Source organism: Actinomadura livida, from assembly GCF_014648675.1.
Classification (GTDB): Bacteria; Actinomycetota; Actinomycetes; order Streptosporangiales; family Streptosporangiaceae; genus Spirillospora; species Spirillospora livida.
The window spans coordinates 294,444-315,384 of sequence record NZ_BMRO01000005.1; the positions used below are offsets into that span (position 1 = coordinate 294,444).

Consider the following 20,941-nt stretch of genomic DNA (forward strand, 5'->3'; position numbering starts at 1 on the left):
TCGTCGTCAGCCGTCGTTGAGGTCGGACTTGCCGGTGGACCCACCGTCGGACGGCTGGGTGGCACGGCCACGCGCCGCGACGATCTTCTCCACGGCCACCACCAGGCCGCCTGCCTCGCTGCTGTCCACTGGGAACTCCCTTCCCGCCCCGCCTCCGGTCAGCGGAGCTGTCGAGCTTCACCTTGTGGCCTTGGGGGAGGTTGCAACAGTGAACGAAGCCGTGGATCGCTCCCGTGGTACCGACCCACGGACGCGTCTCGCTGATCGCCATGGCATGCGGCCTGCGCGCCACTACTCTTTGACAGAGGGCCTTCGGCGAGTCAAGGACGAGTAGCGACGTGACCAGGCGCAGGTGCTTCGATCCCGGAGCCGTCCCCGTGGGATTCTGGTGCCGCGAAGATGTCGCGCAAGCCCTCACCCGCCGCGATGTCGGACGCCTTTTCCGGCTCTTCCTCGAACAGTTCGCCGAGTGCACCCAGACACAACTGGCGTTACTCACCCAGCATGATCGCTCTGACATCTCCAACTGGGTGCGGGGTACTCGCCAGGGCCGCGTCTCCGACATCGAGGTGCTCACCCGGATCGCAGACGGCCTGCAACTCCCCGACCAAGCCCGGCTCCTGCTCGGCCTCGCCCCAGCGGGTTCCTTCGCACTCAGTCCGAATCCGACCGTCCTCCGGCAACGCACGGACATACGTGCCGCCGAAGAACCGGCGGCCAGCACAGCACCTGTGCACGTGGCCATCTGCGGCAGCAGAGCCCCCGACACCGACGCGGGCGTGATCGACGTCGCCGTCCGGTGCCTGGCCCGTCTCGTCATGAGCCGGGGCTACAAGGTCAGTCACGGCCCCGTCGGCGTGGGCATCGAGGTCATGACCTACATCGCCGACCAGTACCGTCCTCCCAATATCTCCCAGGCCCTCGGGCTCTTCGGTCACCGCAACGTCATCCAGGACGCGCAGTTCGTCGTCGTCCTCGGCGGCGGGACCGGTACCCAAACAGAGATCGACCTCGCTCTGTCGATGGGCAAACCGGTCATCGCGCTACCGGCCAGCGGAGGCACCGCCCGCCGCTTCTACCACCAAGCGTCCCGCGACCATCGCCTCCGCGCCTCGCTGGACGAGGAGCGGTTCGCCGCCCTCAACGCCTGCACCGACCCCGGTGAAGACTTCGTACGTATCGTCGAGCATCTGATCAACAAGACTCTGGAGCAGTGAATGACTGAACTCCCCTACGTGCTCTTGTCCTGCGCGGCTTCGATCGACGGCTATATCGACGACAACACCGCCGAGCGGCTTCTGCTGTCCAACGACGAGGACTTCGACCGAGTCGACGAAGTCCGGGCCGGCTGCGACGCCATTCTCGTCGGCGCCAACACCATTCGCCGAGACAACCCGCGCCTGCTCGTCCGGGCAGAGGAGCGCCGCAAAGCCCGCGTCGCCCGCGGCCTGCCCGAGAGTCCGATTAAGGTCACCTTCACCGCCCGCGGTGACCTCGACCCCGACGCCAAGTTCTTCGCTGCCGGCGGCGTCGAGAAGATCGTGTACTGCTCCACCAGTACGGTGGCCAGCTGCCGCGAGCGCCTCGGTGGCGTCGCCACCGTCGTGGACGCCGGTGACCCCGTCGACCTCAACACCATGCTTGTCGACCTTGCCGACCGAGGGGTTAAGCGGTTGATGGTCGAAGGCGGCGGCACCGTCCACACCCAGTTCCTCACCGCCGGACTAGCCGACGAGCTCCAGCTCGTGATCGCACCCTTCTTCGTCGGCGACTCCGCCGCCCCGCGCTTCGTCGGGACGGGACAGTTCCCGCACCACCCCGGCAACCGGATGACGCTCGAAGAGACCCGTCCCATCGGCGACGTCATCCTCGCCCGCTACCTCCTCACACGCTCCTGACCGCGTGGTTGGGCTTATCAGCGGGCGCGTCCGCATGGCTGGAGTTGCCTCTGAGGTAGGTGCCGGGCGCAGGCTGTAGCCGAGGGAGTTGGTGCGGCGGGCTGGCGGGTCGGTGGACGGGACGACTCACCGCCACTCGGCCGATCTGGGGGCCGCCGGGGCAGCTGGTGCCGGGCGGTCAGTGCATGGCGGACTGGACGGCCGTCCGCAGGGCCGCGCGGGTCAGCAGGAGGACGGGGCCGTCCGGGTCCTTGCTGTCCCGTACCGCCACGGCGCCGGGGACGCCGGCCAGTTCGACACAGTCCCCGCCGTTTTCGCCGCTGCGGCTTGCTTTGCGCCAGGTGGCGTTGTTCAGGTCCATTTCTCCAATGCCTCTCTGATCATGTCCCGGGACATGTCTTCGGGGAGGGCCCTCGCTCGCAGTTCTCGGAGCGTTTCGGAGAGCTTGGCGAGGTCCGAGGGGTTGTCGGTCGTGATGCCTCGCACCGTTGTCTCCATGTAGGCGACCTCGCTCCGGTCGTCCATCGTAGCCACCACGAAGGCGCCGCCTGTGCCCGCTGGACGCCCGTTGTTGCGGACGATCTGGATGGTGACGTTGGGCAGTTCGCTGAGTTTGAGCAGGTGCTCGATCTGCTCGCGCATCACCTCGGGCGAGCCCACCAGGTAGTCGAGCACTTTGTCGCTCAGGAGCGCGGTGAGCACCGCGGGTGGTGTGTCTTCGCGGGTGAGGATGGCCTGGCGCGCCATGCGGGCTTCCACGGCTTCCTCTGAGTTGAGGAACGCGCGGGCGTAGGCCGGAGTTTGGAGAAGTCCGGGGACGATGGTGTGCTGCCAGGTGACCAGTTCGGCGGCTTCGGATTCGGTCTGGGGCCAGTCGAACCAGAGTGGGACGGGGTGGCCGTCGCGGTTCAGGTCCTCCCACAGGCTGATGAGTGAGCCGCCAGCTTCCAGGTAGTCGTCCACGAGTTCTACGAAGGTTCGCGTGGCGCGCTTCTTACCGCCCTCGATCCGGCTCACCTGGGCGGGGCTCACTTTGGTCAGGTGGGCGATCGTCTCCTGCTTAAGCTCTTTGGCCTCCCGTAGCCGCCGCATCTGGCGGCCGAATGCGACGAGGGCGGGGGAGTCATCGGGGCGCTGACGTCGTATGGCCATGGCGGCTTACCTCTCTCGGTAACTTGCACATACGCCTCTTCCGATGCCGCCCTGATCCACTTTGCGGCTGCATGCCGATCCTAGCCCCGAAAGTGGCTGAATGTGTTGTGTTCAATACACACGGTGAGGAGAGGTCATGCGGCAGGCGGCGACGGAGAACGAGATGGTGGTGAAGCAGGACCTTGCGGTCGTCGCGGAGGTGCGGCGGTTCGTGCGGCTGGTCACGGGCCAGTGGGGCATGGACGACTTCGTCCCGTGCCTGGTGGCCAGCGAGCTAGTCACCAACGCGCTCCAGCACGCGACATCCGCGACGGACGGCGAAGTGATCCTGCGGTTGAGCCGCACCGAGGACGATGCCCTGTGGATGGAGGTTCAGGACGCGGCCTGCGGCCTCCCGCACCTGCTGGCGGCCGACACGACCAGCGAGACGGGCCGCGGCCTGTTCATCGTCGACCAGTACGCCCGCCGCTGGGGCATCCGAGCCCTGGCCGACAACGCCGGCAAGATCGTCTTCGCGGTCATCGACCGCTCATAACGTCCTCGGCGCGGCGCAGTTCGGCGCGGATCTTGGTTGCCTGGTCAGCGGTCGGCGGCAGGGGACCACTCGTCGGCGAACGTTTCGAGTTGTTCGATGACCTTCTGAATGGCGTCGGTCTGCTCCTCGGGCGGGTAGCCGCGCTTGGCCAGGAGGCGCTTGATGATGGAGCGGAGCTTGGCTTGGACGTCGTCGCGTACGGTCCAGCCCTCTGAGGGTGCCGGGCATCGAAGGTAGGCGGCTTCCCGCTTCAGGAGGCGAGTTGCCGATCGACCCCGTTCCCTCGGTCCGGCACCGGACGAGACACTCCCCGATGGCCTGCGCCCGGCTGTTGAGAAAGTGTGCTGAGCTGCGTCGGGCAGACGCCAACGTCGGATCGATCGAATGCTTTTGAACGACCGAACGCCACACCGATGCTTAAAGTAGTCAACTGGCGCGGGATGAGAGAAGCTGGGTGCAGCTGGCCGGGGCGGATGCGAGGTCGAGTCCCGAGGTTTCCTCACCAGGCTCTGCTGACGCAGGGCAAGAAATGGAAAACGCAAGCGTTCTCGCTGCGGACCGGGCGCGGTCCACAGCAGGCGGATGGGATCGGGCGCGATCCCGGGTCAGGAGGCTGATGGCCGGAGATGGCAGTGCCGAGTCCGTGTCGAGCATGGCGAGGCGACGCAACCGCCGGACTCGTAGCGAGTCGAAGCGAAGGCGGGTGTTGTACATCCTGCTCTCGGACGAGGAGCACGCGGCGATATCCGGGGCAGCTGAGCGGGAGCACCTGGCGACTGCGGCGTGGGCGGCGCTGACCCTGCTGGCCGCGGCGAGCGGGACGTCGCGAGCAGAGCACAACCAGGTGCGCGAGGTACTACAGGCCGTCATGCAGGCGCGCGGTCAAGCGCAGCGGATCGGCGTTAATCTCAACCAGGCGGTCACGGCGCTGAACTCGGGTGAGGTGTCGTCGACGATCCAGTGGTATGCCCGCGCCGCTGCGCAGACGGTCCGCAAGCTGGACGATCTGGCCGACGAACTGCGAAGGCGGCTCCCATGACGCCGGACGCCGTGATCGCAAAGGCATCGGCACTGAGCGGTGCGGATTGATCGGCAAGGTTATACGTGGTGTCCGGGTCCAAGGGCTGCTCCGCTACCTCTACGGCCCGGGCGCCAAGGGCGAGCATTGCGATCCGCACATCGTCGCGGGTTTCGGGGACGCGACCGCGCTGGAACCGATGGTGGACGCCGATGGCCGCCGCGACTTCCGTCACTTGGAAGGGGTGTTGACCCAACCGGTGGCGCTGCTCGGTGATCGGAACTACCGCAAGCCCGTCTGGCATTGCGCGGTCCGGGCCGCTCCTGATGATCCGGTCCTGGCCGATGAGCAGTGGGCGCAGATCGCGGCCGAGATCATGCACCGGACCGGCTTGGCCCCGGTCGGGGACGTTGACGCCGTTCGATGGATTGCCGTCCGGCACGCCGACGACCACGTCCACATCGTGGCCACGCTGGCGCGTCCGGACGGCGTCCGCCCGGAGGTCTGGAACGACGGGTACCGGGTGCGCGACGCCTGCCGGGCGGTGGAGGAGCGGTTCGGGTTGCGGTCTACCGCCCCCGCGGACCGGACGGCGGCACGTCGTCCCAAACGCAGCGAGACCGAGAAGGCCGTCCGCCGTGGTCAGCCGGTGCCGTCTCGGACCCTCCTGCGGCGTAAGGTCCAGATGGCGGCTGCCGGCGCCGGCAGCGAGAGGGAGTTCTTCGAGAGCCTCCGCGCTGACGGTGTCCTGGTGAAACAGCGGTTCAGCCAGCGGACGGCCGGTGAGGTGACCGGGTATGCGGTGGCCGCGCCCGGCGATGTGAACGCGGACGGGCAGCCGGTCTGGTACGGGGGAGGCAAGCTCGCCGCCGACCTCACACTGCCCAAACTTCGCCACCGTTGGACGGGTGCGGACGGCTCCGTCCGCGACTCGTCCGCCATCCGTCCGCCGGACGGACGGCACCTGTCCGCACGGACGGAACGGGCCGTGCTGCGGACGACCGTCCGCCGCGCTGCGGACGAAGCCCGGACGACCACTGACTTCCTTGGCCGACTCCAGGGCTACGGCCTCCTGGTCAAGGTTCGCGACAGCCAGCATGAGCCCGGTCAAATCACCGGCTACGCCGTCGCACTCCCCACCGAGCCCGGCGACGAAGAACCGACCTGGCACTCTGGAAGCCGCCTTGCCGAAGACCTCTCACTCATCCGCCTCCAGCAACGCTGGAGATCACCGACCTTCCGGCGCGTGCCAACCCTCGACTACAGCGACCTCACCACCGAAGAGCGGCAGGCGTTCTACGACGACGCGGCCCGTGCCGCCGCTCACGCCACCTCCCAGATCCGCCGCTACCTCGTCACCAACCCATTCGCCGCCCAGGACGCATGCTGGGCCGCCTCCGACACCCTCCACGCCGCTGCTCAGGCCACCGGAAACCACCACCTCCGCCAAGCTGCCGACAGCTACGACCGCGCGGCTCGCGCACCCCACGGTCGCATCCCGCGTCCCACCCCAGCCGGCAACGCCCTGCGCACCGCAGCCCGGCTGCTCGCACTCACTGGCTCGGTGAAGAACCAGACGACGGTGGCGGTCCTACTGCTCGTCACCAGCGTCATCGCCCTGCTGGACACCATCGCCGAAATCCGCCGACTCCAACACCGCCAAGCCCAAGCCGACGCCGCCCGCAAAGCCGCCGCGCATGTCCGCGAAGCGCGCCTCGCCGACCACAGCAGAACGCCGCAACCGACCGCAAAGGCGGCCATGTCCTCTCAAGCACGTCTGGCCATGGCCGCCTTCCCCCAACCATGGGCTCCGCTACAGCCCGCAAATCCCAGCAGACCGCCCCCGCACGGCCCCTCGCCACCCACTCGCCCAAGCCGACAGCGCCGGTAACACCAGCCGCCACCTCGAAAGTTCAAACACCGGCACGTACCGAGACATGGAGGCATCCGAATGCAGACCATGCAATGCCGAGACCTCGACACACTCCCCACGGTCGTCAACATCACGACCGCCGCCCGAGCCCTGGGACTGTCCCGCACATACGCCTATGAGCTGGCCAAACGTGGCGACTTCCCATGCCGCATCATCCGAATCGGCACCACCTACCGGGTGCCGACCGCGGAACTTCGCAAACTGCTCGGCGTGACGTAGACCGAGGCGAGACGCCTGAGCCGCGCCCCCGGGACGCTGACGAGGAGGCTCGGCGTCCCGGGGACCGGCGCCTCACCGCAGCGCACGGCAGTCAAGCCTGACGTTGCAATGATTCATCAACCCGTAGTTAACTCTTCGAGAGTGAGCAATTACAGAGCGAAGGTCTGTGATGAGCTCCGTCAGCGCCCGCAGGAGCGCCTCGCACGGCTGGTACATCTGCTGGCCGAAGGCGTCGATCAACTCAGACACCTCGGGCCGCTGCCCCTGTGCGCGCTACGGAGCCTCTCGCCACCCTCGCCCATGAGGTGATCGGAAGCCTCGCCGTCGCCCGGCGGAAAGCATTTCGCGCCCCCCGTGCCGATGGCTTCGCGCTCACGCAGATCATCGACGGCTCGGTGTGAGTGTGCCGCCGGCGCCCCGGGTGCTGAGGAAACGACCTTACGAGTCGCCCGGCGTCCGCTGAGACCGACTCCCGGCTCCGCGCACTGCGAAAGACCGTTCATCGAGGAGGAACCTTGAGAGGCACGACGTTCAAACGCTGCGGCTGCCGCAACCCCGAGACCGGCAAGAAGTTCGCCCTGGGAACATGCCCACAGCTGGCCAAGCGGTCCCACGGTTCGTGGTGGGGTCGCTATGAGGCTCCCCCAGGAGCGGATGGACGCCGAAGACAGCCCTACGTCGGGCCGTTCACCACACAGAAAGCCGCTCAGGCCGCCCTGGCTGACGAACTCTCCACGGCAGAACGGCTCGGCCAACCGATCGACCGATCCCTCAAAGTGGGCGCCTACCTGGAGAAGATCTGGCTGCCGGGCAAACGGCGCCTGGCGAAATCGACCTACGCTGACTACGAGGAGATCATACGCCTCTACCTGGCGCCGGGGCTCGGACACCTCAAGCTCGTGGAGTTGCGCGACAAGCACGCGCGTGACCTCTACGACGCCATTCTGCAGATCAACAAGCCGCTTCCCACCTCCGAGAAGCCGAGCGAACTCCTTCAGCGGCTCTTGGACGCCCGTGCGCTGTCGCCCCAGAAGTTCCCTCCGGGCGGCAAGCCGTCCCGCAAGCAGAAGCAGCCCATCTCGCCCGCCAGAGTCAGGAAGGTCCACGCGGTGCTGTCGTCCGCACTGAACTCGGCGGTCAAGTCCAAGCGCCTCGCGCACAATCCGATCGAGCACGTGGAACTGCCCCGGATCAAGGGCAGGCGGGTCAAGCCGTACGTCTGGACCGCCGAACGCGTCCAGCGCTGGCAGGAGACCGGCAAAGCCCCGGGCCCGGTGATGGTCTGGACGCCCGCCCAGACCGGCGCGTTCCTCGACTTCGCCGTCGACGAGCGCCTGTACGCCCTCTTCCACCTGGTCGCCTTCCGCGGTCTGCGACGAGCCGAAGTCGCGGGGCTGTCCTGGCAGGACACCGACCTGACGGAGGCCGGGACGATCACCATCAGGGAAACGCTCCCCGACGAGGACGACGAGTACGACGACACCAAGTCGGAGGCCGGCGAACGAACCGTCGCCCTCGACGCGACGACCATCTCGGTACTGCGGTCATGGCGCGAGCGGCAACGAAAGGAACGCCTCGCCGCCGGTGCCGACATCTGGGTCGACTCGGGCCGTGTGTTCACCCGAGAGGACGGCAAGCCCGTCCGTCCCCAGTGGATCTCCACACGGTTCGACGACCTCATCGACAAGCATGGACGCGTCCGCCGGAGGCATTTCGAGGAGAGCTGGGCGCCAGACCGGATCGCGCGGCAGCACCGAGTCAGCGAAAGGGCCGTGCGAGGGGCGATCCAAGGCGTCCCGCTGCCGCCAATACGCTTCCACGACCTGCGGCATGGAGCGGCCACGCTGGCGCTGCTCGGCAAGGTCGACATGAAGGTGATCAGCGAGACGCTGGGGCACTCGCGCCACTCGTTCACCGCCGACACCTACACCTCCGTCCTTCCAGAGGTGTCGAGAGCCGCCGCCGAGGCTGTCGCAGCCGTCGTTCCACGCATGTCCGCCGCCGACGTGACGGACGAGCAGGCGACGCCCTCCGTCCCACCCAACGTGGTCTCGCTGGCGGACCGGCGCAAGAGCCGAACCGAACACGCTGGGTAGTCGTCCCGGGTGATCCACTTCGAGGCTCTGACCAGGGCTCGGCGACGCCACCGCGACATCCCGTGCTCACCACGTGCTATCCAGGGCCAACAAAGCGGACATCCCGGAACGCGACAGGGACTTCGTCCAAGATCTCAATCTCGGGCGAAGTCCCTGGTCAGAGTGGCGGAGGATCGGGGATTTGAACCCCGGATGGGCTTGCACCCAAACCGCATTAGCAGTCCCCTCGTTCGGGTAATCCAAGATCTACTTCCGTGATCCACAGTCCGGTACATCCAGATAGGAGTGCGTATGGATACCCGGGGGTCCGGCCCGGTCCTCGCCGCTCCGGCCCCCCACCGGCCCCCCATGCAGGTGCTGATCAAGTTACTCCCTCGCAGCCGGCGCAGGTCCCTCCCGAGCCCCTCGATTGAGCCTTCGGTAGGGACCGGAGCGGTTCTGGGGCTGCGCACGGCTATGAGAAGTCGGGGGCGACGTGGAAAACTGGCAGGGTGCGTGGGCCACGGCGGAGCACCCAAGCCGTCGGAAGGAACGATGGGCGATGTGATCGACATGGTCGGCGAGCTCCGCGTCCCACGCCGGTGGCTGCGTCCGACCGGCGTCGGCCGCGGGATCGTCTGTGTCACCATGTTCGTCCCTGGCCTGGATGGCGTGCATTGCTGCCTCCGGCGCCAGCCGGTCGAGCCACTCCTGACAGGCTGTGCCGCAGTGCTCGGCTGTGTCGTGGAGTCGGCGACACCTCATCGTGTTCTACCCCCGCACGTGGCCAGTGCGCCGTCATTCGACCATTCAGTAAATTGCGAAGAGGTTGGCGCACACCCTCAAAAGCCGGTCTCACCTGCACAAACGTCGCCCCGAAGATCATCTCCAGCACCTCTCCAAGATCGCTTGCGAGGGGATTGGCGCATGATCTTGCAAACCCGCAGGTCAGACCCCCCCTAATTTGGGGTACTGTCGCAGCGCTCCACAAAACCGCATCGGATTGAAACTTGCATGATGCCCTTCCGAAGTACGTACAGGATAGGGTCGCAGCGCTCCACAAAACCGCATCGGATTGAAACACGCGCTGATCGTCACCCCGCTTGGTCCACCACTCGAGTCGCAGCGCTCCACAAAACCGCATCGGATTGAAACCGCATGTCCGCTGCGTCATGTAGCCTCCTCTCGACAGTCGCAGCGCTTCACAAAACCGCATCGGATTGAAACGTTGATCCGCTTCTGCAGCTTCTCCTGCTCCAGGGCTTGATCAAGTTCCCTGAGTGTCCGGGTTGTTGGTGATGCCCAGGATCGGGAGGGCTCGTTCTGGCTGGTCGCGGATTGCTCGGGTGGTCTTGGCGATGTTGGTGGCTTTGAGGGTTTTGAGCAGGCCGATGGCGAGGTTGCGGAAGGTGGCCATGGCGCGGGGTGCGGTGCCGGTGTGGAGGGTGGAGGCGTCCTCGGCGTAGGTCACGTCTCGTACGTGGTGCAGGGCCTCGACGGCCCAGTGGCCGCGGACGGCGGCAGCGGGTTCGGCCGGGGTGGCCTGGTGGGCGTCGAGACTGGTGACGGCGTAGACGGTCTCGCGGCTTTCGCGCCCGCCGGTCTGTTTGCGGCGTCGGTGGACGCGGAGGGCGAGGCGGCCGTGGGGAAAGGCGATCCCGCCGAGTTCGTCGGAGATGCCGCAGGTCTTGATCGAGCGGGACTCCCGGCGGCCGTGTCCGGCGGAAGAAGTGGTGTGCTGGACGGCGATGTCCGGCCAGGGCAGGGAGGCGAGTTGCCGGTAGGCGGTCGGCTGATTCCGCTTGATCATGGCGATGTAGTGGGCATTCTTCGTCTCGACCAGCCAGGTGACGTTCGCCTGGACCGAGTGCAGGGCGTCGAAGGTGACCAGGGATCGGTCCAGGTCCAGTGGTTCGAGCAGGGCCCGGAAGTGCGCGGTCTCGTTGGTCTTGGTTCCGACCTCGGCCTGGGCGAGGGTCAGGGCCCGATGGTGGGTGACGGCCGAGAGCAGATGTCTGCGGCCGGCGGACAGGCGGGCCGATCCCCTCAGCGACTTGCCGTCGACGGCGATCACCTGCCGTTTCCCCGAGGCCGTTCCCGCCGTTTTCCGGGCGGTGAGGTAGGCGCCGACCGCCTGGTCCAGGGCGTCACCGTCGACGGCCGCGAGCACGCGGCCGATCGTGGTCCGCGAGGGGGCACGGCGCCACCTGAGCGGATGCCGGCGGACTCCGACGGCCGTCAGCACGGTGTCCGAGGCCCGCGACGCCCACTCGGCGATCTCATCCACACTCCTTGCTCCGGACACGGCCGCACAGGCACAGACCAGGAGGATCGCGGTCAGCGGGTACCAGCGGCCCCGCCTCGCCCGCGGATCGGGCACCCGGTCCAGGAAAGGCCGCAGGTCAGTGACTTGACCGGCACCCAGCGGACCCAGCTTCACCAGCACCGGCGGGATGGGAGAAGATACAGCGGCAGGCACGGGCCACCTCGTGATCGTTGAGCTTCGACACCCCAATGATCACGAAACCCGTGCCTGCTCTGCTATGCACCCCAACCGGTCACAGCCTGACAAACCACCCAACCCCGGAACTTGCACAAACCCTGGGGACTGTACGGTTAACTGGACAGCCCCCTTGGCCGGTCCTCTGCAAGTTGGCCAAGCGCACGGACCACGGTCACCTCCCAGGGGGCAGCCTCGCTCAGGCATCGGTGTTTGAACAGCAACGAGAGTTGGAGTGGTCGTGAGAGACTGGCTGGGTGCGCGAGTTCCGATCTACGTACCGCAGACATTCGCGGGACGGTGTTGCCTATGCGGCCGCCCCGATCCGGTGTCGGTGGCCGGGTGTGGATCTCTTGGCCCTGTCTGGGCTGGTCACCGTGACAGAGTTGCCCGTAGGATCTGCTGCGGCTGCGAGGTCGCCGGTGCCTGTTCCATCGTGTGCTCCTGTATCCACAAATGGCCTGGCATACCGTTGTCCGGCCATTTCAGAGAAGGCCGGGAGGTTGGCGCACACCCCGAAAATGCCTTCTGACCTGCGTAAACGCTACTCAGAAGATCGTCTTCGGGGTGCTTTCAAGATCGCTTGCGAGGCGGTTGGCGCATGATCTTGCAAACCTGCAGGTCAGACCCCCATAATTTGAGGTACTGTCGCAGCGCTCAACAAAACCGCATCGGATTGAAACGCCAGCTCTACGACGACAGCCCGCATTCCATCTTTCAGGTCGCAGCGCTCAACAAAACCGCATCGGATTGAAACCCAAGGCCTTCGGCCTGGCCGTCGTTGAGGACGTCCCGGTCGCAGCGCTCAACAAAACCGCATCGGATTGAAACTCGCGCGCAGGGGAGCTTGTTCTTGTTCGGTCGCAGCGCTCAACAAAACCGCATCGAATTGAAACGGAAGAGCGACTGTGCGGGTCGCAGAGGTGCCCCCGCCGAGGTCGCCGCGCTGAGAACGGGACTCCCACGGAAGCTGGTCGGCCCCGCCTGAAGGCGGCGGCTGCGATTGTGGCCCCGGAAGTGAGTCGGTGAGGGTTTGCTTTCAACCGCGTCTGTTTGCCGGAGGCGCTGGCGTCCTGCTCGTCCTACAGCGGGGTAAGCGAAACGGTTCGGGCGGCCTCGTTTCGCGCGGGGCGGTCGAGGGCCGTCTTCACCCGCCACACGCAGTGCGGCCAGCGACGCGGTGTTGACGGCTGGGCCGGTGTGCGTTGGCAGGGCGGGGGGCGTGGGCCCCGGCGGGCTCGAGATGTAGACGATGATGCGCGCGAAGCATGCGGCTCTCGGCCTTCATCTCCTCGACCGTTGGAGAGAACCGAATCAGAACCCCGGGATGGCGGTCAGCGCGCGACCCATGCCGGGCGGGTGAGGAGCCGTTCTGCAGGTGCGGGAGCGGTGCGCAGTTGCCGCGCGCATTCCGGGCAGGGCGCGTAGATACGCAGCCGGTCGATCGGTGCCAGGAGTCCTTCGAGGGCGGCGGCGGCGCGGTGGGCGTCCAGGCCGGCTGCGTCCGGGATCAGCCAGCCGCTTTGCTGGAATCGGTCGGCTACCTCGTCCAGCGCGGACCGCAGCCGGTCGCGGCGGCCGTCGTCGAACACGTCGTAGCAGACCAGCACCGGCCCTTTCATGGCACTATCCAGCCGAGCGGGGCGGTGGTCTCGGCGGTCCCGCCGCGGTGTGCGGTCCGGCATCGTGGGCAGGTCGGCAGCGCCAGCAGGTGGTCGCTGGGTTCCAGATGTTCGCCCGCCCGCCGGACGATCTCGTCGAGTTCCGCGGTATCGGCACCGATCTCGTACACGGTGTACAAGACGCGGGGGCCGTACCCGGCGAGCAGCCGGTTCACCGCCCGTCGGCTGCGGTCGGAGGCGACGTCGAACGTCACGGCCCAAGAGGTTCGGTCGGCCATAGGGTTACCTCCATGCGAACGGTTCATACGAGGCGGACTCGCCGAGGACCCAGGTGCGCAGCGCCGTGCACTGGGCCCGAATCTGGTCGGCGTAGGTTCGGCGTGCCGGTGGTGCGGGCCAGCCGCGCGCCGGAGCGGCCAGCCGAGCGTGGAATCGGTTGACGACCCGGCTGCGGGCGTGCGGGGTAAGCCAGGGGCCGTCCGGTCCGTCCGCCAGGTCTTCGGGGGTGACAGCGCGCAGGCCTGTCAGTGCAAGGACGGTGGAGTCCAGCAGCACCGGCCGCCATTCCTCCATGAGGTCGAATGCCAGGGTGGGACGTCCACGCGCGGGCGTGTGGAGGAACGACACATACGGGTCGAGGCCGGCGGCCAGCAGCGCGGAGATGACCGTTTCGCGTAGCAGGGCCGAGCAATAGTTGGTGAGGGCGTTGATCACGTCCCCGGCGCGCCGGTCGCGTCCGGTGAAGCCGAGTCCGGGATCGAGGACGGCGGAGAAGGCGCGGTCGTAGACGCCGGACGCGCCGCCTTCGACCCCCATGACCTGCGCAACATCGCCGCACTCGGCGATCCTGACCTCCAGCGCGGACAGGCGGGCCGCGGCCTGCCAGACCATCTCTGGATCGGATGCGCGGCGGGCACGCCGGCGCAGCAGCACATGCTGGTTGCGGATCTTCCCGGCGACCAGGGCGCGGGACAGTTCCAGCCGGTCGGAAGCGACACAGTGCCGTTCCAACTGTCTGCGGCGGGCGAGTACGTGCCCCGCGCCGGGCGGCTCCATCCGTCCCAGCGGACGCCCGGTCGTCGACAGCAGCACCAGAGGGATGTCGCGGGCCAGCAGCGCGTGCATCGCCTGCGTAGAGATCCCCACCTGCCCGGACAGGACCACCTCGGAGATCTGCGTCAAAGGTGCCGAAGCCCGCAGCTCTCCATCTTTGAGCGCCACCAGGCGTCCTCCCCTCCTGCGAACGACGCACCCGGTACCCACGACATGGAAAGGGCGGCCGTGAATCATCGCCATGTCAACGCCCCGTCCCTGCATCGCCCGCCGGTTGCGCTGTCGTTCCGATGAACCGCCAGCCCAGCAAGGTGAACCCGAAGTCGAAGTCGGCGATATAGGTCTTGTCCGGGTTGATGCGCAGTTCCCGTGCCGCCAGTGCCCTTTCCACGATGCCGAGGGCCGCCATCGCCTCGTCTCGCCCTGGACAGAGGACGGTCAGGTCATCGGCGTAACGAACCAGGCGGCCTGAGGACCCATTCACCTCGCGGTCGAACTCGGCGAGAAAGAACTCCGCGAGCGCGGGACTGATCGGGGCACCTTCTGGCAACCCTCCCCTGCGTTCGAGCACCCCTTCCGGCATAAGCCAGGGTGCGCGCACCCAGGAACGGACGAGCTCGGCGGCGTAGGGGTCGCGCACTCGCTCGGTGACCTGCTCCAGAAGCAGCCGATGATCGACCTCGGCGAAGAAATTCGCGATGTCGGTTCGCAGCACCCACGTCAATCCGGAATCGCGGTACCGCTGCACCTGCTCCAGCGCGTTGAGCCACGACCGACCGGGACGATATGAGAAACTGACGGGGCTCGTGGGATTCAACCTCGTCCCATAGACGTTCAGGAAGGCGCGCTGGACGATGCGGTCACAGATGGTCGGCAAGCCCCGCGTCCGAAGCTTGCCACCCCGCATCAGCCGCACGGGCCGCAGTGGCTGGGCCTGGTACCTCCGCTCCCGCAACAGCGCTGCCAGTGCCGCCAGCCTGGGCCCGACCTCACGCCCGAACACGGCCGCCGAGACCCCGTCCGCCCCGGCCATGCCGCTGCCCGCGGCCACCCGAGACCAGGCCGCCCACAGCGCCCGGTCGCTGGCCATCCGCTCGACCAGCCGCGACGCCGGCCTCATCTCCTCGCGTGTCCTCATGCCCGTAACCGATGGACGAACGCCGTTCCAGGCCATTAAAGAAGTGCTTATAGGTTGGCGCACACCCTCGAAACATCACTTGACCTGCGCAAACGCCCTCCTGGAGATCATTTTCGCGCCTTGCTCAAGATCGCCGCGGGGGAGGTTGGCGCATGATCTTGCAAACCTGCAGGTCAGACCCCCATAATTTGAGGTACTGTCGCAGCGCTCAACAAAACCGCATCGGATTGAAACTAGGGCACGGGCGGCGTGTAGCGGTCGATCCGCTCGATGTCGCAGCGCTCAACAAAACCGCATCGGATTGAAACCTCCGCGACGAGCCATGGTGGCTCCTTTCTTCCTGTCGCAGCGCTCAACAAAACCGCATCGGATTGAAACATGTCGGCGGCGTTCGAGGCTGCGACGACCACGAGTGCGGTCGCAGCGCTCAACAAAACCGCATCGGATTGAAACTCCTCCGCCTTCTCTGCGGGGAGCGGTGTCGAGTCGCAGCGCTCAACAAAACCGCATCGGATTGAAACCGGAGATCGTAATCGTGCCATTGGCGTTGACAGATTCGGTCGCAGCGCTCAACAAAACCGCATCGGATTGAAACAATTCAGCACGAGTCTCCTCTTGTAGAACCAACGACTGTCGCAGCGCTCAACCAAAACCGCATCGGATTGAAACCTTGCGCTCTGCTTCTCGGAGAGCGTCGACCTGGAGTCGCAGCGCTCAACAAACCGCATCGGATTGAAACACGCTGAGCCTTGCGGCCACGCTCGCCGTGTTCTAGTCGCAGCGCTCAACAAAACCGCATCGGATTGAAACTCACCGCGACGGTGGTCACAAGCGAGGATGCTGAGTCGCAGCGCTCAACAAAACCGCATCGGATAAGTGAAACGCGCGGTCCCGTGGTCGGGGCCGCGCGTTTCGATGCGGGACGTTCGTCAGTGGTGTGGGGGTGGGGCGGGTGTTGAGAAGTGGGGTGGGGGTGCGGCGTCGCCCTCGCCGCGGGGTGAGTCGGGGCCGCAGGCGGGGCAGTCGGGCTGGGGGTCGGCGTCGATGGGGGTCAGGGCGGGGCCGGCGAGGTCGATGAGGGTGTACGGGCGCGGAGGGTGCCAGCCGGTGAGGAGGTTGAGGGCTTCGCCGAGGGCGATGCCCGCGATGGTCTGGTTGAGGAAGATCACGCTGGGTGTCGGTTCGTCGGGTGCGTCGCGAAGGTAGCCCGCGCTGCGTTTCGCGGCCGTGAGGACCGGGTCGAGTTCCATCGACGCGGCCGCCGGGTCGTACCCGGACAGGCAGAGCAGGCACGGGCCGCCGGGCATCACGGTCGCGACATGTCCGGAGACGTCGAGTGGGCCGGTCGGCCTCGTGGTGATCTCGGCGCCGGTGTCGATGTAAGGGCGCGGGTACTGCACGGCGAGTACGTTGAGCGCCCAACGCGGGGCGTGTCCGTCCACCGCGCCGAAGATCAGGTCGGCGCAGCGCAGTGACGACCACACGCCGGTGTCCAGGACGCTGGCTGGAACGGCGTGCACGGAGATGTCCTGGTCGATGTGCGCTGCGGTGCGTGCCGCGACCTCGGCCTTGGTGGTGCCGTCCCGCGCGTCGGTGGACGTGGCGCCGGCGAGGCGGTTGAGGTTGGTCGGTTCGACTCGGTCGGGGTCCACGGTAATCAGGCGTCCGATGCCGAGGTGGGCCAGTCCTTGGACGAGCAGTGAACCGATTCCGCCGAGGCCGATGACGGCCGCGGTGGTGCTGTTCAGGCGGCGTTGCCCGTCCTGGCCGAATGCGCGGACTTGTCGGTCGTGCCTGTCGGTGTCGCGGGTGATGGTCACGGGGTGCACAGTGGGACCTCGCTCAGGGGATGGTCCAGCAGGATGCAGGCGTCCAGCGGCGCGAGCCGGCGCGGGTGCGGCGACCAGGCGCCCGCCAGCCCGCCCGGCCCGAGGACGAGTGAGGCCGCGATGGCCGGCGGGTCGTCGGGCATCGTGTCCGCGAACTCGGTGTGGGTGACGCGCATGTTGTGTTCGTCGTGGCCGGAGAACCAGACCGGCCCGTCGCCGAACGGATGCGTGTGCACGTCCACCAGCGACATCCCGGTCTCGTAGCAGGCGCGCAGCACCTGACGGGTGAACTCGGGGTCGACTTCGACGCGGACCGGTGACTGCACGTGCAGTGCCGCGTCCGGGACGAGGAGGGCCTGCCGGACGAGCGGGTCCGTGGTCCGACCGCCCCACGGGTCGGTCCAGCTGCTCGCGCGGGCCAGCAGATAGGCCATCCGCACGGACGCCGATGCCAGCAGATGCTCGGCGGCCGGTCCCCAGACGCGGGAGGGAAGGCGGAGGACGCAGCGCATCAGTCCGCTGTCCCGAGGTAGGTGCGGATCGCTTCCACGAAAGTGATCAGAGAGTCCTGGCCGGCTCGCCAGCGGCGTTCGGGGTCCTCCAGGCAGTACCAGTGGTAGCCCAGGTGGGCGTAGGGGTTGCGGTAGTCGCGGAAGTAGTGCCTGGGGGTGACGAGCTTTCCGCCTTTGCGGCGCTGCAGTTTCGCGCTGAGGTAGAACCCGTCGGGCGCGCACTCCGGGTAGGCGGCCGGCGGAACGATCAGGACGTTCGCCCGGTCGGGAACCCAGCCGGTCGGCAGCCGGAAACCGCCGATGAACACATACGACTCGTCATCGGCGATCCGCAGGTCGGAGTAGGCCGCCGCGAGCGTCGCCGCCTCCATCCGCAGTCGCGCGGTGCGGCGGGTGACGGTCTGGGCCTTGGAGTGCCGGGCGTGGTGGGTGTCCTTGTCGGCGACCCGCAGGCGCTTGGCGTCCGGGACGATGACGTTACGGTCCCGTTCCTGCCGGACCAGCACCCGGTCGTCGTCGATGCCGGCGAGCCGCTTGATCTCCTCCCCGTTGAGCTGGTCGGCGATCACCGGCACGTCCACCCCGTTGATCCGAATCGCCTTCCCCATGCCCTCGCTCCTCGGTCGCCCGGCGCATTCACCCGACCAACGATGGACGAACCGACGACACCAACGTCCGGACGAGATCCAGGTGGACCACGCACGGTAACGACAGATGCCTTACACCAGAGGCTCGTAAGCGCTGGATGCGTCGTCGAAGGTGTAGGTCGTCCAGCGGCTCGGCTGGTTTTTGGCCAGCCGTGCGCCCACGGACAACGAGATGGCCACGGGGCCGTTTAGGAACGCCGAATGACGGCCGGTGCGTGCGGTGTCGGGCAGGTCGGCGTCCGCCCATACGCGACAGATCTGCTCCACGCATGCGGTGAACGTCTCGCGGTTTTCCACCAGGAGTTCCTCCGGCGAGCGGATCAGCAGCAGGTCCCCGATCCCGAAACCGCCTGCACGCCTGCCGGACCGACGCGCTGAAGCGTGCGCCGTGGCCCTGGACGTCGAGTGCCAGTGCCGTCAGGGCGGGGTCGCCGCCGTCGAAGGTCTCAAGGTCCTCGACCACCAGAGGCACTGGCGCGGCGACGTGGCCGCCGCCGTCGCGATGTTGCGCAGGACCGTCGCAGGGAAGAACGGGCCTTCGGACCGCTGCCGCACCGCGTGCACGACGATCTCCGACCCGTGGGTGTGGCCAAGCCGCGCCCCGAACCGGAACGCGGCGGGCAACGGCATGGTCGGGATCAGGTCGACCCAGTTGGCCTCGCCCGTCAGCCGCCGCGCCGTGGTCACCGCCGCGGAAGTTTCGTCTGCGAGGGCGTCGACGGCCGCCGCAGGCCACGGAAGCTCACCGAATCACATGTGCGCCTTCAGGACGAACGTGCAGTGCTCTCGACCATAGGCCTGCTGGCGCCGACCACCGAGAGCCGTGGAGCGTTCGGCGTGCTGTCGGGGCCATGTTCGTCCTTTCCACCTAGATCAGCCTCACACTGGGGCCGGGCCAAGGTACTGATGGGCGAAGGGGCGCCGTCCGGCCTCATGTGGACAACGCGCACGGACTTCGCGGTATCGGAGCTGAAAGCCGCTGGCGAGCGCGCCGACCAGTCGACGGGAAGTGGCGTGCCGTCGATCAGGAGTGAAACGGCGGACTCGCTAAGTGCAGGACCGATCACCGCCAAATGTCGGTTGCTGTGCCAACCAAGAATCAGCACTGTCACCACCTACCTCGGGCATGCCGAGGATGTCATGGAAGCCCTGCGATCGATGGAGACCACTTCCGGCCATAACGTTTGGTAGCTCCGGAGTCTATCGTGCGTAGGAGTTACGTAGGCTTCTAACTGCCACTGAATAGTGAATAGTGGTTCATCGATGCGCCATAACGCAACAGGCGGTGAAGTCTTTTGTCCACCATTCTTCTCATTCCAGGTAATCGCAACACGCCGTCCTTTTGTAATTCTGTCATGGCGGCCACGGAGTTGCTCCGTTCGCAGGTGAATGACCCGACGGCTAAGTTTGGCAAGGTCCATATCATACATACCAGCCAGTCGATCGCTGTCCTTGATGAATGGCTGTATGGTGAAGAATGGCTCAAGTCTCTGGGGCTTTGTAAGAGTGACTTTGTTCATCATGTGGTAGAAATGTCGGCTGACCTTGATCGACGTCTGGATGAAGTCATTGGCGGGGTGGCCTCCGCGATCAATTCGCATCGTGTAGAGGAATGCTACTTCGACCTGACCGGCGGTATCACGTTGAGCAAGGTGGCTCTGGCCATTCTTGCTTTTCTGATCGGTGCGCCGAACGTCTACACACTGGAAGTCGACCTCAGTGATGATCGCGACAAGGCCAAGTGGAACCTCCATGACCTGCGCGCTGCCGGCGTACCGGTGGCTTACCAGCAAATCGCTGGTTTGGAACGGTTCGACATTTTCGGGTTGTCCAACCTCACGACGGTCGACCGTGTCGCCTCCCGGCTGGACGAATTGCGAAGCGCACTCGGACGGTCCATACCCCAACGTGATTCGGAGGTCGAACACCTGATCTCCTTGCTCGGGCTGGCGGAGAAAGCCCGGCTTGAACAGACGAGGAGATCGATCAGCGGTTCCTCGGACGAGCACTTGGAACGCGCGGCGACGCGAAGCGTCCTTTTCCATTCCATGGCGGCGGCAGAGGCAGTCGTGGATCTCGTCGTAGATGACATGGGAGACCAGGGGCTCGGTAATAAGCTCGCGAGGCTCAGAAGTATCGCTGACGCACGTTCGTTGCACCCGATCAACCTGCTGACCCTCAGGCACCTCAGCGATTTGCTGCTGCACCTGCGAAACCGTGCGGCTCATTGGTCGTCTCCCACACCTGATCACGAGTCGCTCGCCGTTCAGGGCGGTTTGGGGCTGAGTCTGGCGAAGTCCTTTATTTGGCTTGTGACGATGTCCCTGGAGTCTTTTCTGGACGAGACCGGGGAGATTGCGCGAATCCGAGATCATGACGAATCGGTGCTGGATGGCGGTGTGTGGTTCGTTGGTATCGACGGGGATGGTACCGGTGGTTATATCGCCGCGGTCTTGCGCGATAGTGACAGCGGCAATTGTGAGCAAGAAATACGCGATCGCAGTCGACGGATCAATGGCGCGATCACAGAAATAGCCAAAAAGGTGAAGGAAACATGCAGTAAGGACAGTGTGCTCTTCGCGACCGGCGATAACGTGTTGTTTCGCGGGAGGGTATCTCCACGGTTCGTCCGTGCACTACTGGACATTTACCGAAAGCACACGGGATTGACTGCGTCCGCAGGAATCGGCCGTACTCCCCAGCAGGCCTCCTTTGCGCTCAGTCTTGCGAAAGCCGAGGCAGGCGGCGCGATGAAGATCGTCACTATCGCCGACCAGGCCGATGCAGCGGTGCCGCAAGTCGATTGACGG

At 66.3% G+C, this 20,941-nt stretch carries 23 protein-coding genes and 1 CRISPR repeat array; of the genes, 9 read left to right on the forward strand and 14 right to left on the reverse strand.

Annotation, left to right across the window (positions count from 1 at the left end):
• Positions 1 to 6 precede the first annotated feature (6 nt).
• Complete coding sequence (locus IEZ03_RS38555; protein ID WP_268248540.1) at positions 7 to 129, reverse strand: hypothetical protein; 123 nt, start codon at positions 127 to 129, stop codon at positions 7 to 9.
• A gap of 248 nt (positions 130 to 377) precedes the next feature.
• Here IEZ03_RS38555 and IEZ03_RS37890 point away from each other — a divergent pair, with 248 nt between their 5' ends.
• A complete protein-coding gene (locus IEZ03_RS37890) occupies positions 378 to 1,217 on the forward strand; it encodes an SLOG cluster 4 domain-containing protein (RefSeq protein WP_221480494.1) in 840 nt (279 codons plus the stop codon).
• Positions 1,218 to 1,898, forward strand: coding sequence for a RibD family protein (locus IEZ03_RS14060; protein ID WP_184878645.1), 681 nt, complete (start codon positions 1,218 to 1,220; stop codon positions 1,896 to 1,898). It begins immediately after the preceding gene.
• A gap of 178 nt (positions 1,899 to 2,076) precedes the next feature.
• On the opposite strand, the gene IEZ03_RS14065 is transcribed toward IEZ03_RS14060, so the two are convergent.
• A complete protein-coding gene (locus IEZ03_RS14065) occupies positions 2,077 to 2,259 on the reverse strand; it encodes a DUF397 domain-containing protein (protein WP_184878648.1) in 183 nt (60 codons plus the stop codon).
• Positions 2,250 to 3,050, reverse strand: coding sequence for a helix-turn-helix domain-containing protein (locus tag IEZ03_RS14070; RefSeq protein WP_184878651.1), 801 nt, complete (start codon positions 3,048 to 3,050; stop codon positions 2,250 to 2,252). The genes IEZ03_RS14065 and IEZ03_RS14070 overlap by 10 nt, the downstream gene beginning before the upstream one ends.
• A 136-nt stretch (positions 3,051 to 3,186) precedes the next feature.
• Between IEZ03_RS14070 and IEZ03_RS14075 the strand changes: the two genes are divergently transcribed.
• Positions 3,187 to 3,585, forward strand: a complete 399-nt coding sequence (locus tag IEZ03_RS14075; protein ID WP_184878654.1) for an ATP-binding protein — start codon at positions 3,187 to 3,189, stop codon at positions 3,583 to 3,585.
• A 44-nt stretch (positions 3,586 to 3,629) separates the two neighbouring features.
• Here the strand turns inward: IEZ03_RS14075 and IEZ03_RS14080 are convergent, their stop codons facing one another.
• The gene (locus IEZ03_RS14080; RefSeq protein ID WP_229808302.1) at positions 3,630 to 4,088 is read right to left on the reverse strand and encodes a type I restriction enzyme endonuclease domain-containing protein; all 459 of its coding nucleotides are present in this window, start codon (positions 4,086 to 4,088) and stop codon (positions 3,630 to 3,632) included.
• A gap of 203 nt (positions 4,089 to 4,291) precedes the next feature.
• Here IEZ03_RS14080 and IEZ03_RS14085 point away from each other — a divergent pair, with 203 nt between their 5' ends.
• From IEZ03_RS14085 to IEZ03_RS14100, 4 genes are all read left to right on the forward strand, one after another.
• Positions 4,292 to 4,624, forward strand: a complete 333-nt coding sequence (locus IEZ03_RS14085; protein ID WP_184878657.1) for a hypothetical protein — start codon at positions 4,292 to 4,294, stop codon at positions 4,622 to 4,624.
• Positions 4,551 to 6,494, forward strand: coding sequence for a relaxase/mobilization nuclease domain-containing protein (locus IEZ03_RS14090; RefSeq protein WP_184878661.1), 1,944 nt, complete (start codon positions 4,551 to 4,553; stop codon positions 6,492 to 6,494). Before IEZ03_RS14085 ends, IEZ03_RS14090 begins: the two co-directional genes overlap by 74 nt.
• Positions 6,495 to 6,554: 60 nt before the next feature.
• Positions 6,555 to 6,755: a helix-turn-helix domain-containing protein gene (locus tag IEZ03_RS14095; RefSeq protein WP_229808276.1), complete on the forward strand. Its 201-nt coding sequence runs from the start codon at positions 6,555 to 6,557 to the stop codon at positions 6,753 to 6,755.
• Positions 6,756 to 7,531: 776 nt separating this feature from the next.
• Positions 7,532 to 8,851 carry a tyrosine-type recombinase/integrase gene (locus IEZ03_RS14100; protein WP_184878664.1) on the forward strand — a complete coding sequence of 440 codons (1,320 nt, stop codon included), beginning with the start codon at positions 7,532 to 7,534 and terminating at the stop codon, positions 8,849 to 8,851.
• A gap of 1,246 nt (positions 8,852 to 10,097) precedes the next feature.
• Here IEZ03_RS14100 and IEZ03_RS14105 read toward each other — a convergent pair.
• The 10 genes from IEZ03_RS14105 to IEZ03_RS14150 all read right to left on the reverse strand — a co-directional run bounded on the left by IEZ03_RS14105 (position 10,098) and on the right by IEZ03_RS14150 (position 18,818).
• Positions 10,098 to 11,309 (reverse strand): ISAs1 family transposase, encoded by a 1,212-nt coding sequence (locus tag IEZ03_RS14105; RefSeq protein ID WP_229808277.1) that lies wholly within the window; start codon positions 11,307 to 11,309, stop codon positions 10,098 to 10,100.
• Positions 11,310 to 12,664: 1,355 nt separating this feature from the next.
• Positions 12,665 to 12,952, reverse strand: coding sequence for a CRISPR-associated endonuclease Cas2 (locus IEZ03_RS14110; RefSeq protein WP_184878667.1), 288 nt, complete (start codon positions 12,950 to 12,952; stop codon positions 12,665 to 12,667).
• Positions 12,949 to 13,230 carry a CRISPR-associated endonuclease Cas2 gene (locus IEZ03_RS14115; RefSeq protein WP_184878670.1) on the reverse strand — a complete coding sequence of 94 codons (282 nt, stop codon included), beginning with the start codon at positions 13,228 to 13,230 and terminating at the stop codon, positions 12,949 to 12,951. The genes IEZ03_RS14110 and IEZ03_RS14115 overlap by 4 nt, the downstream gene beginning before the upstream one ends.
• Before the next feature lie 4 nt (positions 13,231 to 13,234).
• Entirely contained in the window at positions 13,235 to 14,269 is a 1,035-nt protein-coding gene (cas1, locus tag IEZ03_RS14120) for a CRISPR-associated endonuclease Cas1 (RefSeq protein WP_184878673.1), read from the reverse strand.
• Positions 14,250 to 15,143, reverse strand: coding sequence for a reverse transcriptase domain-containing protein (locus IEZ03_RS14125; RefSeq protein ID WP_184878676.1), 894 nt, complete (start codon positions 15,141 to 15,143; stop codon positions 14,250 to 14,252). The genes cas1 and IEZ03_RS14125 overlap by 20 nt, the downstream gene beginning before the upstream one ends.
• 198 nt (positions 15,144 to 15,341) lie before the next feature.
• Positions 15,342 to 15,739: a CRISPR direct-repeat array (repeat unit 36 nt; unit sequence GTCGCAGCGCTCAACAAAACCGCATCGGATTGAAAC).
• 333 nt (positions 15,740 to 16,072) lie between these two features.
• On the reverse strand, positions 16,073 to 16,963 hold the full coding sequence (locus IEZ03_RS14130; protein WP_184878679.1) for a HesA/MoeB/ThiF family protein: 891 nt from the start codon (positions 16,961 to 16,963) through the stop codon (positions 16,073 to 16,075).
• A complete protein-coding gene (locus tag IEZ03_RS14135; RefSeq protein WP_184878682.1) occupies positions 16,960 to 17,484 on the reverse strand; it encodes a hypothetical protein in 525 nt (174 codons plus the stop codon). The genes IEZ03_RS14130 and IEZ03_RS14135 overlap by 4 nt, the downstream gene beginning before the upstream one ends.
• Entirely contained in the window at positions 17,484 to 18,092 is a 609-nt protein-coding gene (locus IEZ03_RS14140) for an E2/UBC family protein (protein WP_184878684.1), read from the reverse strand. The genes IEZ03_RS14135 and IEZ03_RS14140 overlap by 1 nt, the downstream gene beginning before the upstream one ends.
• A gap of 111 nt (positions 18,093 to 18,203) precedes the next feature.
• Positions 18,204 to 18,428 (reverse strand): hypothetical protein, encoded by a 225-nt coding sequence (locus IEZ03_RS14145; protein ID WP_184878687.1) that lies wholly within the window; start codon positions 18,426 to 18,428, stop codon positions 18,204 to 18,206.
• Positions 18,429 to 18,548: 120 nt separating this feature from the next.
• Positions 18,549 to 18,818 carry a hypothetical protein gene (locus tag IEZ03_RS14150; RefSeq protein ID WP_184878690.1) on the reverse strand — a complete coding sequence of 90 codons (270 nt, stop codon included), beginning with the start codon at positions 18,816 to 18,818 and terminating at the stop codon, positions 18,549 to 18,551.
• A 219-nt stretch (positions 18,819 to 19,037) separates the two neighbouring features.
• Between IEZ03_RS14150 and IEZ03_RS14155 the strand changes: the two genes are divergently transcribed.
• A complete protein-coding gene (locus tag IEZ03_RS14155; protein ID WP_184878692.1) occupies positions 19,038 to 19,322 on the forward strand; it encodes a hypothetical protein in 285 nt (94 codons plus the stop codon).
• A 164-nt stretch (positions 19,323 to 19,486) separates the two neighbouring features.
• A complete protein-coding gene (locus IEZ03_RS14160; protein WP_184878695.1) occupies positions 19,487 to 20,938 on the forward strand; it encodes a mCpol domain-containing protein in 1,452 nt (483 codons plus the stop codon).
• Positions 20,939 to 20,941 lie beyond the last annotated feature (3 nt).